General features: G+C 62.2%; 7 protein-coding genes. All 7 read left to right on the forward strand.

Features of this window, described 5'->3' with window-relative positions:
• Positions 1-215: 215 nt before the first annotated feature.
• The 7 genes from I7X13_RS08675 to I7X13_RS08705 all read left to right on the forward strand — a co-directional run bounded on the left by I7X13_RS08675 (position 216) and on the right by I7X13_RS08705 (position 14,954).
• Complete coding sequence (locus tag I7X13_RS08675) at positions 216-3,254, forward strand: SusC/RagA family TonB-linked outer membrane protein (RefSeq protein WP_198075180.1); 3,039 nt, start codon at positions 216-218, stop codon at positions 3,252-3,254.
• A gap of 33 nt (positions 3,255-3,287) precedes the next feature.
• Positions 3,288-4,868 (forward strand): RagB/SusD family nutrient uptake outer membrane protein, encoded by a 1,581-nt coding sequence (locus I7X13_RS08680; protein WP_198067658.1) that lies wholly within the window; start codon positions 3,288-3,290, stop codon positions 4,866-4,868.
• An 88-nt stretch (positions 4,869-4,956) separates the two neighbouring features.
• Positions 4,957-6,999, forward strand: coding sequence for a DUF2264 domain-containing protein (locus I7X13_RS08685; RefSeq protein WP_198075181.1), 2,043 nt, complete (start codon positions 4,957-4,959; stop codon positions 6,997-6,999).
• 335 nt (positions 7,000-7,334) lie between these two features.
• Positions 7,335-9,488, forward strand: a complete 2,154-nt coding sequence (locus I7X13_RS08690) for a family 43 glycosylhydrolase (RefSeq protein WP_198075182.1) — start codon at positions 7,335-7,337, stop codon at positions 9,486-9,488.
• A 29-nt stretch (positions 9,489-9,517) separates the two neighbouring features.
• Positions 9,518-10,828, forward strand: a complete 1,311-nt coding sequence (locus tag I7X13_RS08695) for a BNR repeat-containing protein (RefSeq protein ID WP_198075183.1) — start codon at positions 9,518-9,520, stop codon at positions 10,826-10,828.
• Positions 10,829-11,127: 299 nt separating this feature from the next.
• Entirely contained in the window at positions 11,128-11,811 is a 684-nt protein-coding gene (locus tag I7X13_RS08700) for a TIGR04282 family arsenosugar biosynthesis glycosyltransferase (protein WP_198075184.1), read from the forward strand.
• Positions 11,812-11,957: 146 nt separating this feature from the next.
• Positions 11,958-14,954: a TonB-dependent receptor gene (locus tag I7X13_RS08705; protein WP_233454722.1), complete on the forward strand. Its 2,997-nt coding sequence runs from the start codon at positions 11,958-11,960 to the stop codon at positions 14,952-14,954.
• Positions 14,955-15,085 lie beyond the last annotated feature (131 nt).

Below are 15,085 nucleotides of genomic sequence, written 5' to 3' on the forward strand. Positions count from 1 at the left end.
GTTAATAATATAAGTATCATATTATTAATAAGATGGTTGAATTTTCACAATCGATTGTCTGGCCTGGGGGCCTAATTCGCCCCCCTTTTTAGCCTAAAAACACCCCGGATTTCGCTTAAGCAGCCGGGTACTTTTACCTCAGAAAACGACCTCTGAGATTCCCAATAATTCCCACCCCGGGCAGCCTTCGCCGGTTGCCTTTTTCCCAAAATCGTATGCAGGCAAAACTTTTACTCCTCTGCGGAGCGCTGCCCTTAGCCGCGCTTCAACCCACTGCCAGCCGGGCCGAGGCTCCGCTGGCGGCGCTCGGGCTGGCCGTGCCGGCGGCCGAGGGCACCATCTCGGGCACGGTGCTCGATGAGAAAGGCGCGGGCCTGCCCGGCGTGACGGTGGTGCTGAAAGGCACAACCACCGGCACCAGCACCGACGGCAACGGCGGCTTCACGCTGCAAATTCCGGCCGGCACGGCTGCGCCCACGTTGGTCATCTCCTTCGTGGGCTACGTGAAGCAGGAAATTGTGGTGGGCAGCCAGAGCAGCATCACCGTGAAACTGGCTCCCGACACTCAGGACCTGAGCGAGGTGGTGGTGGTGGGCTACGGCACCCAGAAGCGCTCCGACGTGACGGGCTCCGTGGTATCGGTGCCGCAGGACCGGCTGGAGAAGCTGCCGGTGGCCAACGTGGCCCAGGCCCTGCAAGGTGCGGTGGCCGGCGTGCAGGTCACCAGCGGCTCGGGGGTGCCGGGCTCGCAGTCCAGCATCCAGATTCGGGGCGTGCGCTCGATTACGGCTAACACCGACCCATATCTGATTGTGGACGGGCTGCCGTTTGCGGGCAACCTCAACGACATCAACACCAACGACATTGCCTCGATTGAGATTCTGAAGGACGCTTCCTCGACGGCTATTTACGGTACGCGCGGCTCCAACGGCGTTATCCTCGTGACTACCAAGCGTGGCAAAACCGGCAAGCCCCAGATTCGCTACGCGGGCTACGCCGGGCCGGAGTACATCGTGGCCAAGCTGCACCCGCTGAACGGGCCGGACTTTGTGGCTAAGTACGAGGAGTTTACCCGGCAGCGGGGCATCACCTTCGGCCACGTGCCCAACCTGAGCGAGGTGGACAACTACAACGCCGGCCGCACCGTGGACTGGATGGAGCTGATTAAGCAACAAGGCTTTATCCAGGACCACAACGTGTCGATTTCGGGCGGCAACGATGACGTGAAGTATTTCGTGTCGGGCGACTATTTCAAGCAGCAGGGCATCATCAAAGGGTACCAGTACCAGCGCATCAGCTTCCGCACCAATGTGGATGCCAACCTGACCAACTGGCTGCGCGTGGGCACCTCGGCCTTCTACGCCAACAACGACGACGGCGGCGGCCGCGCCAACCTGAGCTCGGCCATGATTTCGAGCCCCTACGCCAACGTGTACAACCCCGACGGCACCTACACCATCTACGCCCAGCAGCCCGAGCAGCTCTTTACTAACCCGCTGATTGGCACCACCACCACCCGCGAAAGCCGCGTGAACCAGCTCACGGGCACGGGCTACGCTGAGGTGGCCCCCACCTTCCTGCCAGGCCTGAAATACCGCCTGAACGTGACCTACGGCTTCCGTACCTACCGCTTCGCCAGCTACGTAGGCCGGCAGGGCGGCGACCTGCGCGGCACCGCCCAGCTGGTGAACGACGAGCGGCCCAACTACACGGTGGAGAACATCCTGGCCTACAACAAGGACATCGACAAGCACCACTTCGACCTGACGCTGCTCTACAGCGCCCAGCAGAACAAGCTGTTTACGACCACGGAAAACGCCAGCGGCTTTATTAACGACCAGATTGGCTTCAACAGCATCGGCTCGGGCTCGAACACACCCACCATCAGCTCCTACAGCGAGCGCCGGGCCCTGGTGTCGCAAATGGCCCGCCTGAACTACTCCTACGACAGCCGCTACCTGTTTACGGCCACGGCCCGCCGCGACGGCTCCTCCGTGTTTGGGGCCAACGCCGACAAGTACGCCACCTTCCCCTCGGTGGCCGTGGGCTGGAACATTGCCAATGAGGCCTTCCTGAAAGATAATTCGGTGCTGAACGTGCTGAAGCTGCGCTTCTCCTACGGCACCACCGGCAACGAGGGCATCGACCCCTACGGCACCATCACGGGCAATGCCCTGCTGCAATACGCCTACGGCGGCGTGGCGGCGGTGGGCGTGCGGGCCAACAACATTGGCAACGCCAACCTGAAGTGGGAGCAAACCACCAGCGCCAACTACGCCATCGACTTTGGCGTGCTGAAAAACCGCATCACGGGCAGCCTGGAGTATTACGATGCCAAAACCAAGGACCTGCTGCTGGCCCGTCAGATTCCGATTATCTCGGGCTACAACTCCATTCTCGACAATATCGGGGTGGTGCAAAACAAGGGTATTGAGCTGAGTCTGAACACGGTGAATATTCAGAAAGCCGATTTCAGCTGGTCGTCGGCCTTCAACATCTCGGCCAACCGCAACCGCCTGCTGGAGCTGGGCTACACCAGCACCGACGACATCGGCAACCGCCGCTTTCTGGGCCGGCCGCTGGGGGCCATCTACGACTACCGCAAGATTGGCGTGTGGCAGGTGGGCGAAGACCCCTCGCAGCAGGACCCCGGCGCCAAACCCGGCGACCTGAAATTTGCGGACCTGAACGGCGACAAGAAAATCGACTCCAACGACCGCGAGTATGTGGGCTCGTCGCTGCCCGATTACACGGCCGGCCTCACCAATACCTTCACCTACAAGGGGCTGAGCCTGCGTGTGTTCCTGCAAACGGCGCAGGGCATTCTGAAAAACAACGGCATCCTGAACTTCGTGGACCTGGGCGGCCGTCTCAACACCCCCCAGGAAGTGGGCTACTGGACGCCTCAGAACGCCAGCAACGACCGCCCCGGCCTGAACTTCTACAACACCCGCGGCTACCAGTACCCCGTGGACGCCAGCTACACCCGCCTCAAGGACGTGACGCTGAGCTACTCGCTGCCGGCCCCGCTGATAGAGCGCTTGAAAATGGGCGGCATCTCGGTGTACGTGAGCGGCCGCAACCTCTACACCTGGACCAAGTGGGTGGGCTGGGACCCCGAGCAGGGCTACACCCTAGGCAACGGCTCGGGCAACGTGGACAACCTGACCACGCTGGGCAACCCCCGCAACGGCACCAACCCCAACTTCCCGCAGGTGCGCACCTTCGTGTTCGGCCTCAACCTGACGCTGTAATTCCATCCCACCCGACTTTCGCACCCTATTTATATGAAACGCATTGGATTAGTGGGCTTTGCCCTGCTCGCGGCGGCCCAGCTGCTGAGCTCCTGTAAAAAAGATTATCTGGCCGAAACCCCGCAGTCGCTCTACACGCCCCAAACGGTGCTGGTCGATTCGCTGGGCTTTGAGGCCGCCATGGCCGGCCTGCAGTCGGTGGTGCGCGAGCAATACACCCGCTCCGACGAGCAGGGCCTGCTGAGCATGATGCAGCTCGGCACCGACGTGGCCATTCCCGGCCAGGTGCAGGGCGCCGAGATTCCCTATTACAACTACACCTTGCTGAACTCGCAGGACCAGGCCGCCGCCGTGATGTGGAGCTGGGCCTACCGCACCATCAACAACTGCAACCAGATTATTCAGGGCGCGGCCACCGCGCCGGCCACGCTGCGCCAGGGCTACAAGGACCGCATCAGCGGCGAGGCCCGCTTCTACCGCGCCTACGCCTACAACTTCCTGGTGACGCTGTGGGGCGACGTGCCGCTGATTGAGACGCCCGTGACCACGCCGCGCACCGACTTCACCCGCACGCCCATCGCGGCGGTGAATACGTTCATCATCAACGACCTGACCACGGCCATTCCGAAGCTGTTTCTGGCCAGCAAGGCGGCTTCGGGCCGCATCACGAAGGGGGCGGCCCAGCAGCTGCTCGGCGAAGTGTACCTGCGAACCAACCAGCCCGCGCTGGCCGAAACGCAGCTGAAAGAGGTTATCAGCGGCGGCCAGTATAGCCTGATTAAGGCCCGCTACGGCGTTAAATCGACCCAGCCGGGCGACTGCTTCTCGGATATGTTCATTGTGGGCAACCAGCGCCGCAGCCAAGGCAACACCGAGCTGATTTGGGGCATTGAGCAGCAGTTGCTGGTGCCCGGCGGCACCACCAGCGCCCAACAACGCCGCGTGTGGGTGCCGGCCTACTACAACGTGAACGGCATGACGCTGGTGGACTCGCTGGGCGGACGCGGCCTGGGCCGCCTGCGCCTGAGCAACTGGGTGGACTACCGCCTGTACAACACCGGCCCCGACATGCGCAACTCGAAGTACAACCTCAAGCGCGTGTTCTACTACAACAACCCCGCCGTGCCGCTCAAATACGGCAAGCGCGTGACCGGACTCACCGGTTCGGATACCATCTTCTACATCACGCCCTACACCACCAAGTGGAACCAGTTTGACCCCACCGACACCTTCGGCTTCGGCACCATCAAGGACCTGCCCATGATGCGCCTGGGCGAAACCTACCTGCTGCTGGCCGAGGCCCAGGTAAAGCAAGGCAACACCACCGGCGCGGCCAGCAGCATCAACGAGCTGCGCACCCGCGCCCAGGCCGCCCCGGTTTCGGCCGGCCAGATGACGCTGGACTTCATCCTCGACGAGCGCGCCCGCGAGCTGATAGGGGAGGAGCAGCGCCGCCTCACGCTGCTGCGCACCGGCACGCTCATTGACCGTGTGACGCGCCTGAACCCGGCCCCGGTGTCCGGCCTCACCGCCAAAAAGCTGTTGCTGCCCATCCCGCAAACGTCCATTGACCTGAACGGCATGGCCACGCTGGGCCAGAACGACGGGTACTAAAAACCTCACCCCCGGCCCCTCTCCCCAAGGAGAGGGGCCGGGGGTGAGGTTAAATGTGCAAACGAAGCCGAAACCGTATTTACTCTTGATGAAAATAACCGGCTTACTTCTCGGAACCCTCGCCGCCCTGGCCGCACCCTCGGCCTACGCCCAGCCGGTTGCGCCTGCCTTCACTACCGCCGTCACGCCACCCGCCACCAGGCTGCCGCTGTTCAAGGTGCAGCAGCCAGATAAGAAGCTGAGTCCCTTCACCGGTATGACGCGGCGGCACTGGCAGGACGCCGCCCGCTACCTGCTCGGCGGCGCGTTCAGCTACGTACACCAGCTGGACGACCCGATGCAGTTTCCGAAGCAGCCCGGCAAAAGCTACCCACGCACCGCCGCCCAGGTGCCCACCGAGAAGCTGGAGGGCCTATGCCGCACGTTGTTTATGGCCGCGCCGTTGCTCAAGGAAGCCCCCGGCCTGACGCTAAACGGCATCAAAGTGGGCGACTACTACCGCCACCAGTTGGCCCAGCTGGTGAACCCGGCCAGCCCGGCGTTCATTCAGCCCCGGGCCAAGGACGGCGGCCCCAGCCAGAATTTGGTGGAGTTTGGCGGGCTGAGTGTGGCGCTGTTTGCGGCCCCCGAAATCCTGTGGGACCCGCTGCCCCAGGCCACCAAAGATGCTCTGGCTGCCACCATGCTCAGCTACGGCGACGGCCCCACCGTGCCCCAGAACTGGCGCTATTTCAACATTTTCATCCTGAGCTTTTACAAAAGCCGGGGCTATGCTGTCAATGAGAAATTGATGGAGGAATACCTGCAAAAGCAGCTCACGCACTACCGCGGCGAAGGATGGTACCACGACGCACCCACCTTCGACTATTACAGCATGTGGGCCTTCCAGATGTACGGCCGGCTGTGGAGCGAATACTACGGCCGGGCGCACTACCCCGAAATTGCCGCCCAGCTCACCGCCAATTTTGCCCCGCTGAAGGACAATTACCCCTACCAGTTCGGGCGCGACGGCAGCATGATAATGTGGGGCCGCAGCATCACCTACCGCTTTGCGGCGGTGGTGCCCTTCCCGCTGATGGGCCTGCACCCCGAGGCCGGCACCAACTTCGGCTGGATGCGGCGTATTGCCTCGGGCGCACTGCTGCAATTTCTGGAAAACCCGGATTTCCTGCAGGATAACATCCCCACGCTGGGCTTCTACGGCGCTTTCGACCCCGCCGTGCAGGCCTATAGCTGCCGGGGCAGCGTGTTCTGGATGGCCAAGGCCTTCCTGGGCCTGCTCGTGCCGGCCGACTCGCCCTTCTGGACCGCCACCGAAAATGAAGGCCCCTGGACCAAAGAGCTGAAGCCGGGCACCGTGTTCAACAAGTTCGAGGCCGGCCCCAACATCCTCGTGACCGACTACCCGAACATCGGCGCGGCCGAAATCCGCGTGCCCTCGGCCCAACCGGCCAGCGACGGCAACCGGGGCAACGAGAATTACAACCGCCTGAGCTACAACAGCGCCTTCCCTTGGCAGGCCGACGGCCCCAACGGCGAAGTGGCCATGGACTACGTATTCAAAACCCCGGACAACAAGTGGGAGCCGCTGCGCCTTTACACCTTCAAAAAGTTTGAAAACGGCGTTTACTACCGCGATGCCGAGCTGGAAACCAACCACAACGTCAAGCTCCACCTCGCCGACATCACCCTGCCCAACGGCATCCTGCGCCTCGACCAGAACCTGAGCACCGAGCCCGTGGCGGTCCGCCTCGGCCATTATTCGCTGCCCAACCTCATGGGCACCATCCGGCGCAGCACGCGCAAGGTGGGCGGCTACGAGGCCCAAATCATCGACAACGGCACCTACCAGCTGGCCCTCGTCCCGCTCAGTGGCTGGACCAAAACCGAAACTCTGACCACCACCGGCCTCAACCCCGTGAAGCCTGAAAGCGCCGTTATCAACGTCTCGGCGCAGTTCGCGCCCGCCCAGCCCGCGCTCTACGCCACGCTCATGCTCTGGAAAAAATCGGGCGGAACCTGGACGGAGGCCGAGCTGATGCCCGTGAAAAAACTGTTGCCCACCACCCCGAACGGCAGCGCTACGGTGACTTTCAGGGACGGCAGCAGCAAGACCATCAAGTACGATTAACCCCCGAAAAACCTAACGAACGTACGGCCCCAACCAGCGCCCCGGCCCGCTGCGCAGTGAGAAACCAGCTGGCCCCAACAGTGAGAGCCCGTCTCCTTCCGCAAGAGGAGCCGCTGGCCGGTGGGAGGTGGGACCCTTGCCGGCCACTGGTTGGGCCGTGCGTTCGTGTTTTTCTCCGTCAGCATTTATTCATCTGTCATCCTGAGCGCAGCGAAGGACCTTATTAGGACTGCTTACTTTGGCCCGATTCTGAGCAGGGCGAGCGTGAGAAGGTCCTTCGCTGCGCTCCGAATGACAAGCATCTTCAGGTGGCTCCGGCCACTTTATCGGTTTATATGAAACACTGCTTTTTGCTGCTGTTGCTTGGCGCGCTCGGTTTCATCCGGCATGCCGCCGGCTGGCTTGGCCCGCCCGCGAAGGAAAAAACCAGCGCCTACCTGTTCGTCTACTTCACCGGCAACGACATTAAAGAAGAAGCCATTCGCTTCGCCCTTAGCCCCGATGGCTACCACTACACGGCCCTGAATGGCAACCGGCCGGTCATCAGCTCGGCCGCCATCAGCGAAACGGGCGGCGTGCGCGACCCGCACATCCTGCGCGGGGCCGATGGCAAAACATTCTACATGGTGGCCACCGACATGGTATCGGCCAAGGGCTGGGATTCGAACCGGGGCATGGTGCTGATGAAGTCCACTGATCTAATTACCTGGAAGTCCAGCGCCATCAATTTCCAAAAGCGCTACCCCGGCCAGGAAAATCTGAAACGCGTGTGGGCCCCGCAAACCATTTACGACGCCCAGGCCGGCAAGTACTTGGTTTACTTCTCGCTGAAGCACGGCACCGACCCCGACAAAATCTACTACGCCTACGCCAACAAAGACTTCACCGACCTGGAAGGCGAGCCGAAGCAGCTGTTCGTGAGCCCCACCAACGGCTCGTGCATCGACGGCGACATCGTGGCGAAAGACGGGAAGTTTTACCTGTTTTTTAAGACCGAAGGCCAGGGCAACGGCATCAAAATAGCCGTGTCGGATAAGCTCACCGGCGGCTACGTGCTGCGCGACCAGTACGTGCAGCAAACCACCGACCCGGTAGAAGGCGCGGGCACTTTCAAGCTCAACAATTCCAACGATTACATCCTGATGTACGACGTGTACACCAAGGGCCGCTACCAGTTCACGCGCACTTCCGACCTGCGCAATTTCAAGGTCGTGGATGGCGAGGTGAGCATGGATTTCCACCCGCGTCACGGCACGGTGCTGCCCATCACGGCGCAGGAGGGCGCGCGCCTGGCCTCCCGCTGGCTGGCCCCGGCGGCGGTGCTACGCTCGGCCCGTAATCCCGCTATCCGTCCGCAGAATACCGTGGCTGATTCTGCTGCCGGCAAGCTGAGTTTTCTGGCCAAACCGGGCACCAATCTGAAAGTCTTCGACCCCGCGCTTTCCACCTTCGCCGGCGTAGCGGTGCAGCCCGCCGGCCCGCAGGATTTTACCAAAGGCCCCGTGCGCTACACCGTGAGCGGCACCAACCAGAAACAGTCCGTTTCGCTGAGCATCACCGAAACCCACAACCCGGCCCTGACCGGCTACTACGCCGACCCGGCCATTCTCTATTCCGAAAAAACCGGCAAATTCTACCTCTATCCTACCAGCGACGGCTTCACGGGCTGGTCGGGCACTTACTTCAAAGCGTTTTCATCGCCCGATTTAGTGAACTGGAAAGATGAGGGCGTGATATTGGATTTGGGCAATGATGTGAACTGGGCGAAGAAAAACGCCTGGGCCCCCTGCATCATCGAGCAGAAAACGGCCACTGGCTACAAGTACGCCTATTATTTCTGCGCCGAAGCCAAGATTGGCGTGGCCCTGGCCGACAGCCCCACCGGCCCGTTCGTGGACTCGGGCAAGCCCCTGATTGACACCCGGCCCGAGGGCGTGAAGGGCGGCCAACAGATTGACCCGGCCGTGTTCCACGACCCCCAAACCGGCAAAAACTACCTCTACTGGGGCAACGGCTACCTGGCCGGCGCCGAGTTGAACGACGACCTTACCTCCCTGAAGCCCGGTACCACGCAGGTGCTGACGCCCGACGGCACCTTCCGCGAGGGTACCCACGTGCTCTACCGCAACGGCACCTACTACTTCATGTGGAGCGAAAACGACACCCGCGACCCAGACTACCGCGTGCGCTACGGCACGGCCATCAGCCCGCTGGGCAAAATCACGGTGCCGGCCAATAACCTGGTAGTCAGTAAGGACACGGCGGCCGGCCTCTACGGCACGGGCCACAACAGTACCATCCAGGTGCCGGGCCGCGACGAATGGTACCTCGTCTACCACCGCTTCACCTATCCGCAAGGCATTACGATGGGCCGCGCCGCCGGCTACCACCGCGAAGTATGCATCGACAAGCTGGAATTCAATGCGGATGGCAGTATCAAGCCCGTGACGCCCACGCACGCCGGCATCCCGCTGGTGCGGGTGAAATAGCTTCGCGCTCAAAAATCAATAATCAACTCATGCCGATGTTTCGATTTGCGCTGTGCCTGCTGTGGCTGGGAGGTTTTTTGCCAGCCCCAAACAGCCGCGCCCAGACGCCGGTGGGCCTGGGCTGGGCGAAGAATAACGTGAACGGCGCAGTGTTCCGCAAAAACTCCGTGGTGACGCAGGGCCGCGACCAGTACGTGGCCTGGTATGACTCGGCGGCCTACGTGGTGCTGGCCAAGCGGCGGCTGCCGGCCGGGCCGTGGCAGGTGCAACGCACACCATACCAGGGCAATGTGAAAGACGCTCACAACGTCATCAGCCTGATGGTGGACGGTGCAGGCTACATGCACCTGTCCTTCGACCATCACAACAACCCCCTGCACTACTGCCGCGGCAAAGCGCCCGGCTCGCTTGAAATGGGCCCGCTTCAGCCCATGACCGGCCAGCAGGAGCAGAAGGTTTCTTACCCCGAATTTCACCGCTTCCCCGGCGGCGACGTGCTGTTTATGTACCGCGACGGTGGCTCCGGCAACGGCAACCTCGTACTTAACCGATATAGCCCCAAAACCCAAAAGTGGACCCGCCTGCACAGCGTGCTCATCGACGGCGAGGGCCAACGCAACGCCTATTGGCAGGCCTGTATTGATGCGCGGGGCACCATCCACGTCTCGTGGGTGTGGCGCGAGTCGCCCAACGTGGCCTCTAACCACGACATGGCCTACGCCTGCTCCCGCGACGGCGGCCTGACCTGGCAGCGCAGCACCGGCGAAAAGTACGCCCTGCCCATCACCGAAAAAACCGCCGAGTACGCCGCCCGCATCCCCCAGAACAGCGAGCTGATTAACCAAACCAGCATCACGGCCGATGCTCAGGGCCGGCCCTACATCGCCACCTACTGGCGGCCGGCTGGCACCCAGGTGCCGCAGTATCAGCTGATTTACCTGAGCGGCAGCCAGTGGAAAACCACGCAAATCAGCCAGCGCACCACGCCCTTTAGCCTGAGCGGCGTGGGCACGAAGAAGATTCCGATTTCGCGCCCGCAGCTGCTGGTTTCGACGCAGAAAGGCAAAACGGCGGCTTTCCTGCTCTACCGCGACGCCGAGCGCCAGGACCGTGCCTCGGTGCTGCAGTGCCCCGACCTCGCCACCAATCAGTGGACGTCCCTCGACCTCACCACTACCTGCGTGGGCAACTGGGAGCCCAGCTACGACACCGAGCGCTGGAAAACCGACGGCACCCTCAGCCTCTTCGTGCAACGCACCGGCCAGGGCGACGGCGAAACCCTCGAAAACCTGCCCCCGCAGCCCGTGTACGTGCTGGAATGGCGGCCCGGCCACCGCTAATCCAGCTGATTCAGCCCCCACCGGGGCTGGCCGGAATACTCCGCAGCTTGAATTAGGTAGCGCACGAAACGGCGCGATTTGCCCTGCGCAGCAATCTGGCTTCAGGCACTATTCGCACCCTGTAATCCGGATTAGAACGAAAATAACCCGGCTTCCCGGTTTTTTGCCCCCACCTTCGCGGGAATCTGAGTTGCCATGGTTGCCGTATGTGGCAGCCCGGGCTTAGCTCGGTTGTAGGTTTTTTCGTATTCCAGCGTTGCGCCCTGCTCCCTAATGCTTAGGAGTTGGGTCCGTTTCATATGTCCCGCTCGCCTGTTGCCGTCTTATTGTTCACCCGCTCGGCGGGCGAGGAGGCGGTACACAAGCGCTTCATCAGCCACGGCACCCGGGCCGGTAATGCCGCCGTAGCGGCCCAGCTTATTCACCTGGCCGAGACTATTGCAAGTAGGGCTGAGGTTGATTTTGTGCGGGTCGATTCGGCCCGGCAAACGGGAGCTACTTTCGGCGAGCGGCTCACCAACGCCATGCGGCGCGTGTTCGGCCAGGAGTACGAGTATTTGCTGGTGATGGGCAACGACTGCCCGCAGCTTACTGAGCACCTGCTGCGGCAGGCCGCGGCCGCCGTGCAGCAAACCGGGGCCGTGGTTGGCCCCGCCACCGATGGCGGCGTGTACCTGCTGGGCATGTCGCGCGCCGTGTTCGAAAGCCAAGACTGGGACCAATTGCCCTGGCAAACGGCGCAGCTCGGGGTTGTCCTACGGCGGCAGCTGCCCCTCGCCGCTGGAGTGCTGCCCGTGCTGGCCGATGTCGATGACGAGCAGGGCCTCGCCGTGGCCCTGCGGCAGCGGCTGACCCGGCCGTTGCTGCGGCGGCTGCGGCGGCTGCGTGGCCCTCAGTCAGTGGCCCAGCCGGCCGCAGTCATCACCGTCGGCCAGTGCGCCGATGTGGCGGCACGTCCCCGTCGTGGGCCGCCGGCCCTTTAAAACTTCCTGGATTTGTCACCCTGGCAATGCGACTACGTTTGTCCTGTTGGACAGCGGGCCGTGGCCGAGGTAGCCTGTATGCATTGTTTTAGCTTGTTTTTCTCTTTCTTATGAAGAAGGTTTTATCCCTTTTTGCATTCGTTTTATTGTTTTTTTCGCCCCTGCAGCGGGCTTTCGCACAAGTCGATTTGGTGGTGTCGGTGCTTGACAATGCCCGCAAGCCCATCGCCAACCTGCCCGTGCACCTCGACAACGCCGCCATCGGTTTCAGTGCCGAGCAGCCCACCAATGCCCAGGGCCAGGCCCGCTTCCGGGGCCTGAGCACGGCCGGCAGCTACGCCGTGAGCACCACCGTGACCGACCGCTACCAGGCCGTGCGCGAAGCCGGCCTCACGCTCCGCGCCAACTCCAGCCCCAGCGTAACGCTGGTGCTGCCCCAGCTCAGCGCCCAGACGCTGGAAGGCGTGGTGGTGCGCGCTCCGCACAACGGCACCACCCTCAACACCCAGAACGCCGAAGTGGCGTCCGAGCTGTCGGCTCGCGAGCTGCGCGAGATTCCCATTGAGGCGCGCGACATCACCCGCGCCCTCTACCGCCTGCCCAACGTGACGCTGGCCACCGGCTTCTTCTCCGAAGCGCCCAACGTGAGCATCAATGGCGCCAACGGCCTCTACACCAATTACCTCATCGACGGTCTCGACAACAACGAGAACTTCCTGGGTGGGCAGCGTTTCGCCATTCCGGTGGGCTTTGCCCAGAACGTGAGCGTGCTCACCAACAACTTCTCCACCGAGTTCGGCAACTCGGCCAACGGCATCGTGAACGTGACTACCAAGTCGGGCTCCAACGACCTCACGGCCGAAGCTTTCTACCTGACGCGGCCCGGCCCGGGCATTGATGGCAAGACGGATTTTGCGCAGCGCGACCTTTCGGGCAACCAAGTGAAAAGCGGCTTCCAGCGTCAGCAATTCGGATTCGGCGTGGGCGGTGCGCTGGTGAAGGATAAAACGTTTTTCTACCTGAACGGCGAGCAAACCTTCGATTTCAAGGACAACGTGCTGACTTCGCCCGAGCTGGGCATCAACGCCACGGTGCGCGGCCAGAATAAGTTTACCTACCTCTCGGGCAAGCTCGACCAGCGCTGGACGGAGCGGTTCCGTTCCTCGCTGCGGGCCAACGTGGGCATCGTGAACATCGAGCGCCAGGGTGGCGGGCTCGATGGCGGCATTGCCTTCCCATCGAGCGGCAACAAGCAGGACCGTAATTCGCTCAACATTGCCACCCAGAACGTATACGTGGGCCAGAACTTCACGTCGCAAACCGATGTGCAGTACGCCCGCTTCCGCTGGAACTACGCCCGCGCCCAGAACGCCAGCAGCCCCGACGTGACGGTGCTCAGCCCAGCTAGCGCGGCCATTGCCTACCTCGGCCATCCCGGCTACCTCTTCGATTCGCACCAGAGTACCTGGCAGGCCCAGCAGAAATTCACGCTGCTCAAGGGCCGCAACACTTTCAAGGGCGGCTTCGGCATCATCAGCACCGAACACCTGCTGTATGGCGGCGGCAACCCCAACGGCAGCTACACCGTGCAGCTCACGCAGCCGCAGCTGGACGCGCTGCGGGCGCGCAACCTCGGCGCAGGCTTGAGCATCAACGACATTCCGGCCAGTGCCGCCGTCACCTACTACAACGTGGAGTTGCGACCGGCCGCCTACGGTACCACCCAAAACCTCTACAACATCTACCTCGAAGACCAGGTGGCCGTGACCGACCGCCTGAACGTGACTCTGGGTGTGCGCTACGACTACGACAACCTCTCGCAAGGCGGGGCCGCCCACGGCGACCGCAACAACATTGCACCGCGCGCCAACTTCAACCTGCGCCTGAGCGAGCGCAGCAGCCTGCGCGGCGGCTACGGCATCTTCTACGACAAGATTCTGTACACGGTGTACAGCGACGCCATTGGCCAGAACACCAACTCGGCCGACTACAAAACCCAGCTTCGCGAGCTGGTGCGCGTGGGCGCCCTGCCCGCCAATACTGACGTGGACCGCATCACCTTCGATGGCAACCAGGGGGCTAGCCTCACGAGCGGCGTGACCTACCTCAACGGGCCGTCGGCGGCCAGCCTGCAGGGCCAGCGGGCCACGACGTTTGGCGGCGAGCGCCGCATTCTGAACCCGGACGGTTTCCAGAACCCGTACTCGCACCAGGCCACGCTGGGCTACCAGTACCAAGTGAACCAGAAAACGCTGTTTTACGTGGACCTGATGTATAACCGGTCCTACGATTTGTTCCGCCTGCGCAACGTCAACGCGGTGTCGTCTTACCAGCAAAACGACCCCAACAACGTAGTGGTGCGCACCACCACCCTGGCTGATGCAACCCGCCCGGTGCCCATTTTCACCGATGCCACGGGCTCCTACGCCGTTATCAACGGGCAGCGGGTGAACGGCGTAGCCCGTAGCGTGGTCGAAACCGAATCGGCGGGCCGCTCGCGCTACATGGCCGCCAGCTTCAACGTGCAGAAAGATGCTGCCGAGGATAAGTACGGCTACCGCGTGTCCTACACGCTCTCGAACCTGAAGAATGATACCGAAGACGTAAACTTCCGCGCCGCCGATGCGAATAATTACGGCCCTGAGTTCGCCAATTCCATCAACGACCGCACGCACGTTATTAACGCCATTGGCAGCTATTATCCCATTCGAAGCCTGCGCTTTACGCTGGCCGCGCTGCTGCAAAGCGGCCAGCCCATCAACCGCGTGGCGGGGGCTTACCTGGTGCCCGGTACCACCAACGTATTCACCAACGACCTGAACGGCGACGGCAGCTCCTTCAGCAGCGCCTACCTCGGCAACGCCGACCGCTTCCCCGGCGAAGGCCGCAATTCCGACCGGCTGCCCTGGTCGAAAACGTTTGACGTGGGCGCGCAGTACACGCTGCATTTTGGCCAGAAAACCAGCCGCATCGAGCTGACTGCCGATGTGTTCAACGTCTTCAACACCCAGAATCTGAGCGGCTACGCCAACAACGCTACCCAGAGCAACCAGATTCAGACCGGTGCGGCGGGCTCGGGCATCATCCGGCGCAATGCGAGTGCGCCGCGCCAGTTCCAGTTCGGCCTGCGCTACGCGCTGTAATTCATGGAGCGATGTAGAGACGCAATATTTTGCGTCTCGGCGTTGAACGGGCGGTACCGCGCCGGTGAGGAGCCATTCAGGTGTCACCATTCAACGACGAGACGCAAAATATTGCGTCTCTACATCGTTCT

This window comes from Hymenobacter negativus (assembly GCF_016056375.1).
GTDB classification, from domain to species: Bacteria; Bacteroidota; Bacteroidia; order Cytophagales; family Hymenobacteraceae; genus Hymenobacter; species Hymenobacter negativus_A.

Coding starts and splice junctions, on each gene's coding strand:
- I7X13_RS08675 (WP_198075180.1), top strand. CDS start 216: ATGCAGGCAAAACTTTTACTCCTCTGCGGAGCGCTGCCCTTAGCCGCG.
- I7X13_RS08680 (WP_198067658.1), top strand. CDS start 3,288: ATGAAACGCATTGGATTAGTGGGCTTTGCCCTGCTCGCGGCGGCCCAG.
- I7X13_RS08685 (WP_198075181.1), top strand. CDS start 4,957: ATGAAAATAACCGGCTTACTTCTCGGAACCCTCGCCGCCCTGGCCGCA.
- I7X13_RS08690 (WP_198075182.1), top strand. CDS start 7,335: ATGAAACACTGCTTTTTGCTGCTGTTGCTTGGCGCGCTCGGTTTCATC.
- I7X13_RS08695 (WP_198075183.1), top strand. CDS start 9,518: ATGCCGATGTTTCGATTTGCGCTGTGCCTGCTGTGGCTGGGAGGTTTT.
- I7X13_RS08700 (WP_198075184.1), top strand. CDS start 11,128: ATGTCCCGCTCGCCTGTTGCCGTCTTATTGTTCACCCGCTCGGCGGGC.